Source organism: Streptomyces sp. NPDC000983 (assembly GCF_040299205.1).
Taxonomy (GTDB): Bacteria; Actinomycetota; Actinomycetes; order Streptomycetales; family Streptomycetaceae; genus Streptomyces.
The window spans coordinates 232,856-246,067 of sequence record NZ_JBEPBM010000004.1 but is presented as its reverse complement, the minus strand read 5'-3'; the positions used below and the strand labels follow the sequence as shown (position 1 = coordinate 246,067).

Annotated in this window: 10 protein-coding genes and 1 pseudogene; 4 read left to right on the top strand and 7 right to left on the bottom strand. The window is 71.3% G+C overall.

Translation table 11 applies throughout. From position 1 onward, the window contains the following. The first annotated feature begins 69 nt into the window (after positions 1-69). Together ABT296_RS06710 and ABT296_RS06705 are read left to right on the top strand one after the other, a co-directional pair. Positions 70-807, top strand: a complete 738-nt coding sequence (locus ABT296_RS06710) for a DUF6193 family natural product biosynthesis protein (protein ID WP_351923959.1) — start codon at positions 70-72, stop codon at positions 805-807. 209 nt (positions 808-1,016) lie between these two features. After that, positions 1,017-4,025: a 3-keto-alpha-glucoside-1,2-lyase-like domain-containing protein gene (locus ABT296_RS06705; protein ID WP_351923957.1), complete on the top strand. Its 3,009-nt coding sequence runs from the start codon at positions 1,017-1,019 to the stop codon at positions 4,023-4,025. Positions 4,026-4,072: 47 nt separating this feature from the next. On the opposite strand, the gene ABT296_RS06700 is transcribed toward ABT296_RS06705, so the two are convergent. Then, the gene (locus tag ABT296_RS06700; protein ID WP_351923955.1) at positions 4,073-5,509 is read right to left on the bottom strand and encodes a cellulose binding domain-containing protein; all 1,437 of its coding nucleotides are present in this window, start codon (positions 5,507-5,509) and stop codon (positions 4,073-4,075) included. A 292-nt stretch (positions 5,510-5,801) separates the two neighbouring features. Here ABT296_RS06700 and ABT296_RS06695 point away from each other — a divergent pair, with 292 nt between their 5' ends. After that, on the top strand, positions 5,802-6,647 hold the full coding sequence (locus ABT296_RS06695; RefSeq protein ID WP_351924109.1) for a GntR family transcriptional regulator: 846 nt from the start codon (positions 5,802-5,804) through the stop codon (positions 6,645-6,647). An 11-nt stretch (positions 6,648-6,658) separates the two neighbouring features. Here ABT296_RS06695 and ABT296_RS06690 read toward each other — a convergent pair whose 3' ends face one another. Together ABT296_RS06690 and ABT296_RS06685 are read right to left on the bottom strand one after the other, a co-directional pair. Further along, positions 6,659-7,651, bottom strand: a complete 993-nt coding sequence (locus ABT296_RS06690; RefSeq protein ID WP_351923953.1) for an amidohydrolase family protein — start codon at positions 7,649-7,651, stop codon at positions 6,659-6,661. 46 nt (positions 7,652-7,697) lie between these two features. Further along, positions 7,698-8,060 (bottom strand): annotated as a pseudogene (locus ABT296_RS06685) (amidohydrolase family protein); the annotation flags it as partial. 19 nt (positions 8,061-8,079) lie between these two features. On the opposite strand from ABT296_RS06685, the gene ABT296_RS06680 reads away from it, so the two are divergent. Continuing rightward, complete coding sequence (locus tag ABT296_RS06680) at positions 8,080-8,706, top strand: TetR/AcrR family transcriptional regulator (protein WP_351923951.1); 627 nt, start codon at positions 8,080-8,082, stop codon at positions 8,704-8,706. A 52-nt stretch (positions 8,707-8,758) separates the two neighbouring features. On the opposite strand, the gene ABT296_RS06675 is transcribed toward ABT296_RS06680, so the two are convergent. From ABT296_RS06675 to ABT296_RS06660, 4 genes are all read right to left on the bottom strand, one after another. Further along, a complete protein-coding gene (locus tag ABT296_RS06675) occupies positions 8,759-9,604 on the bottom strand; it encodes a helix-turn-helix transcriptional regulator (protein WP_351923949.1) in 846 nt (281 codons plus the stop codon). Between the two features lie 146 nt (positions 9,605-9,750). Continuing rightward, a complete protein-coding gene (gene mhpA, locus ABT296_RS06670; protein ID WP_351923947.1) occupies positions 9,751-11,382 on the bottom strand; it encodes a bifunctional 3-(3-hydroxy-phenyl)propionate/3-hydroxycinnamic acid hydroxylase MhpA in 1,632 nt (543 codons plus the stop codon). Positions 11,383-11,386: 4 nt separating this feature from the next. Further along, on the bottom strand, positions 11,387-12,313 hold the full coding sequence (locus ABT296_RS06665; RefSeq protein WP_351923945.1) for a VOC family protein: 927 nt from the start codon (positions 12,311-12,313) through the stop codon (positions 11,387-11,389). A gap of 39 nt (positions 12,314-12,352) precedes the next feature. Next, positions 12,353-13,195, bottom strand: coding sequence for a fumarylacetoacetate hydrolase family protein (locus ABT296_RS06660; RefSeq protein ID WP_351923943.1), 843 nt, complete (start codon positions 13,193-13,195; stop codon positions 12,353-12,355). Positions 13,196-13,212 lie beyond the last annotated feature (17 nt).

The following is a 13,212-nucleotide window of genomic DNA, read 5'->3' as shown; positions in this document are numbered from 1 at the left end:
CCGGTCACCTTCGACGGCCGGTCACCTTCGATGGCCGGTCACCTTCGACGGCCTGGCAAAATCGGTCGGATGACAGAACAGCTTCCCGGCGCGACGCCGCACGATCCGATGGCCAAGTACATGGCGCTCTATCCGGAGGTGGCGCGGGCGGGTTCGCTGCGCAACGCCCTCCAGGCAGCGGCCGAGCGCTCGGGCCACCGCCTGCTGGTCGAGCTGACGGAGTCACCGGGCTGGCGCCATGTCGCGGCCCAAGTGGCTGTCGGAGGACGGTCAGTGACCGTCGTGACGGCGGAGCAGGAGCGCTGCTTCAGCGTGGACTGCTGGGCCGGCGGTGTCCACATGGCCACCGGCGTGACCGATGAACTGTCCGAGGTCGTCGGCGTGATGGAGGCGTGGCCGCGGGCCACGCGCGTACGCGAACTCGTGGCCGCGTGGCCCTACTTGCGGACCTGGGAGCTGGCGGAGGCGCACGAGCTCGGCGAGGCCGAGGCGGTGTCGGTGCGCTGGCGGCAGATGCGCGAGTCCGCCGTACGCCGGCAGGACCATGTGCTGTCCGATCTGCTGGAGGCCGCCTACGAACAGCCGCGGCTGCGGGCCCTGTCACCGGGGCGGAGCATCTTCTGGCTCACGTTCAGCCGCCGGGCGGCACCTCCCGCCTGCCACGACCTGCCGAAGGTCATGCCGACCAAGGACGGCCGCTTCCGGGTGCATGTCCCCGGGCGTCCGACGGAGTTCGTGGACAGCGCCGCGGCGGCCATCGCGTGGGTCGTGGCAGCGCTCCCCGACGACGCCGTCCCCCAGCCTTGACCTTCAACCTCTCCACCTGCAACACCGGCTCCCGGCACGGCACTTCGTCTCGCCTCGGTCACACTTTGTACTGACTGCGTACAAAGAGATGGACGCACCGGAAGAAGTCTCCTAGCGTGTCCCGCGCGCCACGGCATTTCGCTCCACCCCCGCCCCACCCGTCACCCGCAGCCAGGTCCCGTACCCGGTACGGGACGTGAGGAGGACGTATGAGCGCACAGCCCCCGCGAAGACACGGTCCGCTCCGCACCCTGACCACCGCACTGATCTGCGGCGCCGTCGCCCTGGGCCTGACCGGCGGCCCGGCGCAGGCCGATCCGCGGCCGGCCGTCGCCGAACTGCCCCCGCAGGAACCGGGAGTCACCCTGCGCGTCTTCGACGTGCAGACCCCGCTGAGCGAGCTCTGCACGCTCAAGCCCGGCCAGACCCCGAACATCGACAAGCTGAAGCCGCGCATCGACTTCTCCACCGTCGAGGACTTCGGTTTCGAGTCCAACTTCGTCAGCCAGGTCACCGCCAACATCGACGTACCGCAGGACGGCACCTACTCCTTCCGGCTCACCAGCGACGACGGCTCGCAGCTGCTGATCGACGACCGGATCGTCATCGACCACGACGGACTCCACGGCGCCGAACCCAAGGACGGCACCGTCGAGTTGGCGGCCGGCCACCACACGCTGCGCATCGACCACTTCGAGCGCGGCGGCGGGCAGCAGGTCACCCTCGCCTGGCAGCCGCCCGGCGCCTCCGGCTTCGCCCTGGTGCCCGACTCGGTCCTCAGCACCGAGGCCGACGTGGTGCGCGTGACGGCGCCGGGGCGCAAGGAGTGCGAGGGCGCCTTCGACACCCCGGGCGACGGCCTGCCGCTGACCGAGGTCCACCCCGACTACGACCTGACGAACCTGCGCCCCGCGGGCTTCGAACCGCAGATCACGGCGATGGACTGGCTGCCCGACGACCGGCTCGCCGTCACCACCTGGGGCGGCTCCCAGACCACGGCGGGCGAGGTGTACCTGCTGGACAACGTCACCGGCGCCACCGGCCCCGACAAGGTGACCACGAAGAGGATCGCCTCCGGGCTCAAGGAGCCGATGGGCGTCAAGTACGTCGCGGGCAAGCTCTACGTGTCGCAGAAGCACGAGCTGACCGAGCTGACGGACAGCGACGGCGACGACGTCATCGACTCCACGCGCACCGTCGCGACCTGGCCGTACGGCGGGAACTTCCACGAGTTCGCGTTCGGGCTGCTCTACCGGGACGGGTTCTTCTATCTGAACCTGTCCGTCGCCATCAACTACGGTGGCGCCACCACTGATCCGCAGCCCGCGCCGAACCGGGGCACCACGATCAAGGTCAACCGCAAGACCGGCAAGGTCTCCTACGTCGCAGGCGGTCTGCGCACCCCCAACGGCATCGGGTTCGGCCCCGGGGGCGACCTCTTCGTCACCGACAACCAGGGCGGCTGGCTGCCCGCCTCCAAGCTGGTGCACATCAAGCAGGACCGCTTCTTCAACCACTACACCAACCCCGACGGCCCGTTCGACGCGAAGCCCGTCACCCAGCCCGTCCTGTGGCTCCCGCAGAACGAGATCGCCAACTCCCCCAGCACCCCGATCTACGTCGACAAGGGCCGCTACGCCGGCCAGATGCTCTTCGGCGACGTCACCTACGGCGGGCTCCAGCGGGCGTATCTGGAGAAGGTCAAGGGCCAGTACCAGGGCGCCGTCTTCCGGCACACACAGGGCCTGGAAGCGGGCGTGACCCGCATCAGCCGCGGACCTGACGGCGCGGTCTACGCCGGCGGGCTCGGCGCGGGCGGCAACTGGGGGCAGGAGGGCAAGCTGAGCCACGGTCTGCAAAAGCTCACGCCCAACAGCGGCAACGCCTTCGACATACTCAAGATGCGTGCCGTCGGCGGCGGCTTCGAGCTGGAGTACACCCAGCCGCTGTCGCAGGAGACCGCCGACAAGCTCGCGGACCGCTACCGGGTCAAGCAGTGGCGTTACGTGCCCACCCCCGCCTACGGCGGGCCGAAGGTGGACGAGGAGACCCTGACGGTCCGCTCGGCGAAGCTGTCCCGGAACGGCAAGAAGGTGCGGCTCTCCGTCGCCGGCCTCAAGCCCGGCCATGTCGTGCACGTCCGCTCGCCGCGGCCGTTCAGCTCGGCGTCGGGCGACTCGTTGTGGAGCACCGAGGCCTGGTACACGCTCAACAACCTCACCGGCGCGCAGCCGCCGAAGAAGCTGTACGAGGCGGAGGAGGCCGCCCTCGGCGGCGGGGCCGGCACCAACACCGACCACGGCGGCTTCTCGGGCGCCTCGTTCGTCGACGGCTACGGCACGCAGGGCGCGACGACCACGTTCACCGTCGACGTCCCCCGGGCCGGCACCTACGACGTGGGGCTGCGCTACTCCAACGGGCCGAACCCCTTCGCCGGGACCAAGGCGGTCAGTGTCGCCGTCAACGGTGAGAAGGTGCGGCAGACCCGGCTGCTCAGCACCGGCGACTGGGAGACCTGGTCCACCCAGACGGAGAAACTCACCCTCCGGGCCGGAACCAACACCATCGCCTACCGCAACGACCCCGGCGACGACGGGCACGTCAACCTCGACCTGCTCACGGTGCACCGGTCCGGTGAGCGCGTCACCCTGTTCGACGGCGTGGACCGGTCGCTGTGGCAGCACCCCTCGGGCCGGACGGCGCAGTGGCCGCTGCTGGCGGACGGCGGCATGGAGGTCTGCTGCGGCGATCTGCGCACCAAGACCGCCTACCGTGACTTCCGGCTGCATGTGGAGTTCCGGCTGCCGAACCTGCCGCCGGACGTGACCGGCCAGGACCGCGCCAACAGCGGCGTCTACCTCCAGGACCGCTACGAGATCCAGATCCTGGACTCGTACGGCGACACCGACCTCGCGGACAACGAGGCCGCGTCGGTCTACAGCCGCAAGGCCGCGGACGTCAACGCGGCACGGGCACCGGAGACCTGGCAGTCGTACGACATCGTCTTCCGCGCGGCCCGCTACGACGAGGCCGGGAACAAGACCGCCGACGCCCGGCTGACCATGAAGTGGAACGGCAGGACCGTCCACGACGACGTCGCCATCACCTCCCCCACCGGGGGCGGCGCACCGGAGACGCCGACGGCGGGCGCGATCCGCCTGCAGGACCACGGCAGCAAGGTCCGCTACCGCAACATCTGGATCGAGCCGCTGGACTGACCGGCCACGCCGCCCCCGGGACATACGGCCCGGGGGCGGCGTCGCGGTCACGGGGCCGGGACCTCGTCGACGAAGGCCGTTCCGGCGCCGCGCAGGGCGGCGACCTTCGCGGAGACCTGGGCCGGGGTGAGGACCTGGTCCTTGACGTGCAGGACGTAGTCGACCTGCTGGTCGTAGGCGCGCGGGGTGGTGGAGGTCTGACCGTCGAGGTCGATCAGCCACTGGTTGAAGTTGATCGACATGGGCCGCTCGGGCAGATAGGCGGCGTCGTGGGTGCCGAAGTGCTGCCCGTCGACGTAGTAGGTGATGTTGCTGTTGTCGATGGTGACGACCAGGTCGTGCCAGCCGGCGAAGCTCGTGCGGCTCTCGCTGTGCTGGTTGACCGCCTGCCACGGGTCAGGGTTGTAGGTCTCCCAGGACGTCGTGTACAGGATGTTCGCCGGCTCGCCCCAGCCGCCGTTGGGCAGGTACTCGAAGTCGTACTCGGCGTAGTCGTCGGCCATCGGGGCCTTGAGGTCGTTGATGGTGAAGAAGGTCTGGACGACGCGGTCGCCGTCGGGGCCGTACTTGGGCGCGTCGGAGAACTTCACCCGGGCCGCGTAGGTGCCGTTCTTGAACTTCGTGGCCCTGGTGAGGACTTCGGTGTGCCTGGTGGTGGAGCCGGTGCCGGCGCTGGAGGTCTCCAGGTTCATCACCGTGTTGCCGCTCTGGTTGACGAAGGTGACCTTGGAGGGGTCCCAGGTGGCGCCGGGGACGCCCGGCCCGCCGGAGTTGGCGCGGACGCTCCAGCCGTGGCTGGAGAGGGCGGGGTCGGTGTGCGAGGCGTAGGAGAAGTCGTCGAACAGGGTCTGGCCGCCGCCGGGCGGGTCGGTCGGAGGGTCGGTGGGGTCGGTCGGGTCGTTGCCGGTGGGGGCGGTGCCCCAGACGTTGGCGCCCGACAGTTGCGCGGTGACCTTGGTCCAGTCGCCGTAGGCGGTCTGGGAGCCGCTGAAGGAGTAGTCGTCGCTCTGCCGCAGCGTCTGCCAGTTGGACTGGTGGAAGCGCAGCTGCATGTCGCCGGTGTCGGCACCGGGGGCGAGGCTGCCGGCGGCGGAGGTGAAGCCGATCTCCAGGTAACGGTCGGCCGTGGCGGTGGGGTTGGCGAGAGTGCCGAAGGTGCCGGTGATCGCCGAGCAACCCTTGACGGCCCAGGAACAGGCGAACCGGTAGGTGGCGTTCGCGGAGTCCGCCTTGAAGTAGTAGCGGATCTTGACCTGGTTCAGCTGGACGGTGGTGGTGCCGGTGTTGCGCACCTTGAACCACGGTTCGCTCTGGTCGGCGGTGGCCCCGGCGGCGCTGGTGCGGTACTGGACGGCGATGCCGTCGCCCGCGGCGGCGGCCGCGGAGGTGGTGCCGAGGGGAACGGCGGCCAGGGCCGCGCATCCCGTGACGGCGGTCAGGGCGAGGGCCGCGCGGATGCCGCGGCGATGGGCACGGTTGCTCATCCGACAGTTTCCTTTCGTCGCTCCCGCCGTCCGGGGAGGGCGGAATCGTGGGGGTGGTGCGCGAGAGGAACCCCGACCTGACCAATTCAGGGCCGGGTGTTTACCAGTTGGTGGCGGCATGAAGGTGGCATAGACCAATTCAACCGTCAACCCCCCTTGTCGGAGCGGCAACTTGACGTGTGGAGGCATCTGGGCGAGCGAAAGCCCTGGACCTGCCCGGACACCTGAGAACTGACCAGTGGGCCGGTTATAGTTGACCACCACGTTCCCCGACGACGGACGAGAGCCCGGTATGGAGATCGACGCGGCGGCCTCCGGCGCGATGCTCAAGCGCGAGCGGGTCCGTGACGCCGTCCTCGAACTGATCGAGGCGCGCAGCCCCGGCGACGCCATCCCCTCCGAGCGCGCCCTGTGTTCGCAACTCGGCGTGTCACGCCCGACACTTCGGGCGGCGGTCGACGAACTGGTGGTCGCCGGACTCCTCGTCCGTGAGCACGGCCGCGGCATGTTCGTGGCCGCCGAGAAGATCACCCAGGAGCTGGTCTCGGACCAGAACTCCCTGAGCGTGCCGCCGGCCGCGGGCGAATGGACCAGCAGACTGCTGGAGTTCAGCAGACAGCCGGCCGGCGCCCGCATCAGCCGCAAGCTCCGCGTCTCCCCCGCCGCCGAGATCCTCTACGTCGCACGGCTGCGCCTCGTCGACGGCTCCCCCATGGCCATCGAGCACCTGCACGTCCGGGCCGACCTCGCACCCGGACTGACCAGTGACGAACTGGTACAGGGCGACCTCTACGAGCATCTGCGCGACCGGCACGGCGTCCACGTCAGCCAGGCCGTGCAGTCCATCGAGCCGACCGTCGTCACCCGCGCCGAGGCCGACCTGCTCCATGTCCCGGAGCTGTCCCCCGCGCTGCTCTTCGAGCGGCTCACCACGGACAGCCGCGGCCGTGCGGTGGAGTACGTCCACTCGCTCTACCGCGGCGACCGCTACCGCATCGTCTCGCGCCTCACCCTCAGCGCCCACGACGAGCCGCCCACCCCGGCGCAGGGCCACCATCCGGGTATCCCGCCGGGCGACTTCACCGGCGGCGACCCGGTCGCCCTCACCACACGGGGCGTCGTCCAGCGGAACACGTGAGGCGCCCCGGATCACCTCCCGGTGCGAGGTCCCTCGACGTCGTCGCGCGCGAGCAGGCGTGCGGCGTTGGCCGAGGTCAGGGCCCGCCAGGTGGTACCGGAAGGCTGGACGGCGTCGTCGATGGAGGCGATCTGCGGCCCGACCGCCTCGCCCGGAGTCCAGCAGTGGTCGCTGCCGTACAGCAGCCGCTCGGTGCCGAAGCTGCGCTCCAGGGCGGGCACCTGGTGGGGGAAGGGCGTGCCTGCCATGTCGAACCACAGCCGCGCGACCTGCTCCTGGACGGTGAGGTCGTCCGCTGAGCCGCCGCCGAACGCGGTGCGGAAGAGTTCGATGCGGTCGGCCAGCAGCGGGAGGGTGCCACCGCCGTGGGTGAAGACCCACCGCACGCCCGGGTACCGGGACAGCACCCCGGTGAGCACCAGGTCGGAGACGGTCCGGGTCGAGTCGAAGAGGAACTCCAGCATCGGCCGGGGCCGCCCGACGGCGACCGTCTCGGGATGGACGGGCGAGGTGGGGTGGACGAAGACCACGGCGCGCCGGCGGTCGAGTTCGGCCCAGAGCGGCTCGAAGAGCGGGTCGCCGAGGTACCGGCCGTGCGCGTTGGTCTCGATGGTGACGCCGTCACTGCCCAACTCGTCCAGCGCGAAGGCGAGTTCGGCGAGCGAGCCGTCCACGTCCGGCAGGGGCAGCGAGGCGAAGTGACCGAAGCGGCCGGGGTGGGCGCGGACGACCTCGGCGGCGTACTCGTTGACCTCGCGGGTGAGGGCCCGGGCGGCGGTGTCGTCGCCGAAGTGGGTGCCCGGGGAGGACACGGACAGCAGTGAGGTGCGGATGCCGTGCCGGTCCATGAGCCGCAGGTGTTCCTCCGCGCTCCAGGCGGGCCAGCCGGGCATGCCGTCCGGCTGCGTGTGCCCGGCGGCCCGGGCGGCCGCCACGTAGGAGTCGGTCACGAAGTGCGCGTGGACGTCGATCAGTTCGTCGAGTCCACCGGATGCGTCGGGCATGAGGGTTCCTTCTTCGTCTCGCCGGTCGGTGCTGGGGTGAGGGGCTTCAGGCGGTGGGGGTGATGTCCTGTCCGGCGGCCCAGATGCGCCGGATCCCGCGGGTGGCGCCGATGTCGGCCAGCGGGTCGCCGTCGATCAGGAGGAGGTCGGCACGGAGGCCGGGGCGCACGGTGCCGCGGTCGGTCAGGCCGAAGTGCCGGGCGGGCAGGTCGGTCGCGGCACGGAGGGCTTCGGCCGGGGTGAGGCCAGCGCCGACGAGCAGCGCCAGCTCGTGGTGGAGTCCGGGGCCGTGCCGGACGGGCTCCGGGAGCGGCCCGGGGCCGGAGAAGGCGTCGGTGCCGGCCAGTATGGGAACCCCGGCCGAGTGGAGGGCGGAGACGCTGTCGCGGCTGTACGCGTAGTCCTGCCCCTGGGGGCGGGCGGCGTTGATGACCATCGACGAGGTCGCCGAGCGGGCCGGGGTGGGGCGCACCACGTTCTTCCGTCACTACCGGTCCAAGGAAGAGGTCATCTTCCCGGACCACGACCGGCTGCTCGCGACGATCGGGGACCGGCTCGCCGGTTCCACGCACGCCACCGCCCTGGTCGCCGTCTCGGACGCGGTCCGGATCGTGCTGATGCACTACCTCGACGAGGGTGACCTGGCGCTGCGCCGGTACGCGCTGACCAGCAAGGTGCCCGCGCTGCGGGAGCGGGAGATCGTCAGTGTGGCCCGCTACCAGCGGCTGTTCCGCGAGTTCATCTCGGACTGGATGGGCGACACCGGGACGGCGGGGCCCCTGCGGGCGGAGCTGATGGCGGCGAACGTGGTCGCCGCCCACAACCATGTGCTGCGGCGCTGGCTGCGCGGGGAGTCGACCGACCCGGGCGCGGAGATGGACGACGCGATGCGCGAGGTGCTCGCGCTGTTCCTGGTGCCGGGCGCCGGCTCGTCCACCGTGGAGGGGACGGGCGAGGACGGCACGACCGTGGTCGTCCTGCGCAGCGGCACGGACATGGAGACACTGCTGCCGTCCCTGCGGCGGCTGCTCGGGCCGGGCGGGACGGGTTCCTGAACCGGCACGGCCCGCTCTGAGGCGTCACGGCCTCTGCCCCGGGCGCGCGGCGTCAGGGTGCGACGCCCATCTCCTGGATGCCGATGGCGGCCAGGAGCGCGAGCTTGCCGTCGTCCTCGCTGCCGGGCGCGGCGCTGTACATGACGATGCGCAGGTCGCCCCGGTCGGTGCTCAGGATGTCGCAGTCGAGTTCCAGGGGCCCCACCGTGGGGTGGTCGATCCTCTTCGTGGCCGCGTCGTGCTCGGCGATCTCGTGCCGCTGCCAGAGCCGGCGGAAGCGTTCGCTGCGCTCGTCGAGCCGCTCCACGAGCCGGAGCAGCCGGGGGTCGTCCGGGTAGCGGCCCAGGCTGCGGCGCAGGTCGGCGGTCATGGAGACACCGAAGGCGTCCTGGGTCTCGGGCTCGTGCATGTTGCAGTCGGCGGAGCGGGAGAAGTGCAGCCACAGCACGTTGCGGTCCTCCGGGCGCAGCTCCGTGGGGTCGCCCATGAGGGCCGCCCACATCCTGTTCCACAGCAGCAGGTCCCACATCGCGTCGAAGACGGCCATGGGCCGGTCACCGCTGCGCTCGACGAGGCGGCGCAGGCTGGCGGGGACGAAGCGGTTGATACGGCCGCCGCCGGTGGCGTGACCGGCGAGCCGGAACAGGTGGTCCTGTTCGGAGTCGCTGAGCTGGAGGGCACGGGCCAGTGCGGCGCACACCTGCGCGGAGGGCGCCGACGCCCGTCCCTGCTCCAGCCGCACGATGTAGTCCGCCGAGACCTCCGCCAGGACGGCCAGTTCCTCGCGCCGCAGCCCGGAGGTGCGCGGCCCGGTGCCGGCCGGCAGGCCCACCGTCTGCGGCGTCAGCCGTTCCCGCCATGCGCGCAGCACGGTCGCCAGCTCGCCGGATCCACTCATGCGTCCATCGTCGCAGGGTCACCGCCGGGCAGCCTGGTACTGCCGGTCCCACCCTGGGGGCCCGGGCTGGGTCCCCCAGGCTGGGGGCCCGGGCTGGACGACGGGGCACGGGCCGTGCGGCCGGCCGCGTGCCCCGTCCCGGACCGCTACCGTTCCGCGACGGCGGTCAGCGCACCGGGCTCGGCGCGGTCCGCGGTGCCGCTGGGGTGCTGGAGTTGCTCGCGCAGCTGGCCGACGAGTTCCCTCAGCCCCGCTCCGTCGGTCGCGGCGCCGAACAGGTAGAAGTCGGGCCTGACCACGGCGGCCGTGTGGCCGTGCTCGCGCATGTGGGGCAGGTAGCAGTCGGGGGCGTCGTGGTAGCCGCCGGGCGGGGCGGTGTCGGCGTAGAGGGGGACGAGCGTGGCACCGATGGCGTCGAGGAAGGCGCGCTGTGATGCGTCGAGCGCGTCGAGCGGCGCCGTGCCGTCGGTCAGCACGGTGAACCCGCCGCCGGTCAGGTCGTCCAGCGGGGCGGTCCGGCCCTCGTGGGTGACCTCGAACTGCGGGGTGAGGTGGCCGACGTCGGCGGCCCGGCTTCCGTCGGGCGCCCGCTGGAGGACGCCGTCGCCGAGGACAGGAGGGGGCATCGGTGGCAGGGCGTGGCGCGGATCGGCGCCTGCGGCGATCATCCGGGCGTCGCGGGCCGCCGCTTCGTCGGGATCCAGGACGCAGATCACCTGGCCGAGGGCAATGGACATGCCGATGGCGTGCTGGACGTGTTCGCTGCGTTCGGAGGTGTAGGTGTCGAGCAGGGCCGGGTCGGCATGTCCGGTGAGGACGAGGTCCAGTTTCCAGGCGAGGTTGGCGGCGTCCCGCAGCCCGGAGCACATGCCCTGGCCGGCGAAGGGCGGCATCTGGTGGGCGGCGTCCCCCGCGAGGATCAGCCGGTCCTCGCGCCAGCGGTCGACCCACCGCGCCTGGAAGGTGTACACGGTGTGCCGCTCGATCGTGGTGTTCTCCGGGGTGCGCCCCCACGGCCGGAGCAGACGCCAGGCGGCGTCCTCGGAGTTGAGGTCCTCCACGCTCTCGTCCGGCAGCCGCATGAACTCCCAGCGGCGGCGGCCCGGTCCGCCCGAGACGATGGTCGTGGGGCGCCGCGGATCGCACAACTGCCAGTTCATCGGCGACCATTCGGCCTGATCGTGCGGCAGCACGTCCACGATCAGCCAGTCGTAGAAGAAGCCGAGGTCGGTGACGGACGTGGCCATACCCGAGCGGACGAAGCTGTTCGCGCCGTCCGCGCCGATCACGTACCGCGCCCTGACCTGCCCGGCGCCGTCGCCCCGGCCGGTGGTCAACACGACGTGCTCGGCGCCGAGTTCGAGGCCGGTGACCTCGCAGTCGCGGCGCACGGTGACGGTGGGCAGGCGCTCGGCCGCCTCGGCGAGGACCCCCTCCAGCTGGGGCTGGGAGAAGAAGCTGGCGGTCGGCCAGCCGGAGATGCCGTGGCCGGACCAGTCGATGCGCACCAGGGGTTCGCCGGTCGCGGAACGCCATTCGTAGGAGTCGGGTACGGCGTCGGTGACCGCGCGCACCTCCCGCGCGACCCCGGCGGACTGGAGGATGCGGCCGATCTCGTGGTCGAAGTGCACGGCGCGGGGCAGGGCGTAGGGGCTGGGCCAGCGTTCCAGGGCGATGACGTCGTGTCCGGCGCGGCCCAGCAGCAGGGCGAGGGTCTGGCCGACGGGGCCGAAGCCGACGATCGCGACGTCGTGCATCTTCGCGGTGGTTCTCGTCATGGGGTTACCTCGACTCACTGTGGGTGCCGGTCATCAGGGCGGCGAGATCCTCGGGGGCGAGGAAGGACGGCGGGGGCGGCGGGCCCCAGTCGAACAGTCCCTTGGCGCCTTCGAGGACCTCCGGCGTCCACAACTGGTCGTCGACGATGCAGTCCATGTCGGAGTAGTACTCGCTGAAGTTGCCGGCCGGGTCCTTGAGGTACCAGAAGAAGTTGGAGCCGGCGTGGTGGCGACCCAGGCCCCAGATGTGCCGCTCGGGGTGGTCCTCCAGCATCGCGGCGGCTCCCCGGCCGACCTCGTCGACGTCGTCGACCTGCCACGAGGTGTGGTGCAGGAAGGTGACCGGCGCGGCCAGCACCAGGATGTTGTGATGGTCCGTGGAACAGCGCAGGAACGCCCCGTGGCCCTTGATGTAGTCGGACGCCTTGAAACCCAGGCCGTCGAGGAAGAAGGCGGTGGTGGTGTCGAGGTCGGTGGTGCCGATCACGGCGTGACCGAGCTTGCGGGGCTGTACGGGGCCGGTGCGCAGGATGCCGGCGGCTCGGGTGCCGGTGCGGTCGGGGCGGCCGGGGCCGTTGGTCGCGGCGGCGGCGACCGGGGGCTGTACGAGGCGGGGCGCGACCTCCAGCACGGCCCGTACGGCGGTGGCCCTGTCGTACGCGGTCAGTGTGGGTCCGTCGAGGACGGGGTCGACTCCGAGGCGGCGCAGGCGGGCCGCGGCCGCGGCGAGGTCGTCGGGTGTGTCGACCCCGATCCGGACCTCCACCAGTCGGCGGGTCGGTGTGCGGACGATGTGCAGCTGGCGTCCGCCGTCGCGGGTGGTGAACCAGCCGTCGCCGTCCGGGGTGAGACCGAAGTCGGCGTAGTAGGCGGCGGTTTCGGTGACATCGGGGATCCCCATGGTGATGGAGGTCAGACGGTGCAGTGCCATGGGGACTCCTAGACTCCTTTGTCCGTCGGTCCGGCCGGATCAGGCGACGAAGGTCTGGCGGAGTTCGCCGATGCCCTCGACGGCGCTGACGAGTTCGTCGCCGGGGGCCAGGAAGCGCTGCGGGTCACGGCCGAGACCCACGCCCGCCGGGGTGCCGGTGAAAACGACGTCACCGGGGAGCAGCGGCAGCACCGCCGACAGCTTGGCGATCAGGGCGGGAACGGAGTGGACCAGGTCGCGGGTGCGGCCCTTCTGGACCTCCTCACCGTTGACGGCGCAGCTCAGTTCGAGGTCGTCGGGGTTGTCGAACTCGTCGGGGGTGACCAGCCAGGGGCCGATCGGACTGAACCCGGCATGCGACTTGGCAAGACTGAACTGAGGCACAGGACCCGCGAGTTGGGAGATCCGCTCGGAGATGTCCTGCCCCACGGCAAGGCCCGCGACATGACTCCAGGCGTCGGCCTCGGACACCTGCTCGGCACGCCGGCCGATCACGGCGACCAGCTCGACCTCCCAGTCGGTGTGACCGCCCTCGGGCAGCTTCACCTCGGTGACCGGCCCGGTGACGCTGGTGACGAACTTGGTGAAGACCGGCGGCAGCCCCTCGGGAGCGTCGAAGCCCGACTCCGCCGCGTGATCACGGTAATTGAGACCGATCGCGAGGACCTGCCGGGGAGCGGGGGCCGGTGACCCGAGGTCGGCCGGGTCGAAGGGCACACCCTCCGGCAGTTCACAGGCGTCGGCCCAGGCACGGAACACCTCCCACCGCTCGTAGACGCTCTGCGGGTCGGCGGAGAAACTCCCCTCACTCGCGGTCTCGACGTCCACGGCCCTGCCGTCGACGATGACGGCCAGCCGGCCGGAGAGGTTGGCGATGCGCACGATGATTCTCCCGAAGG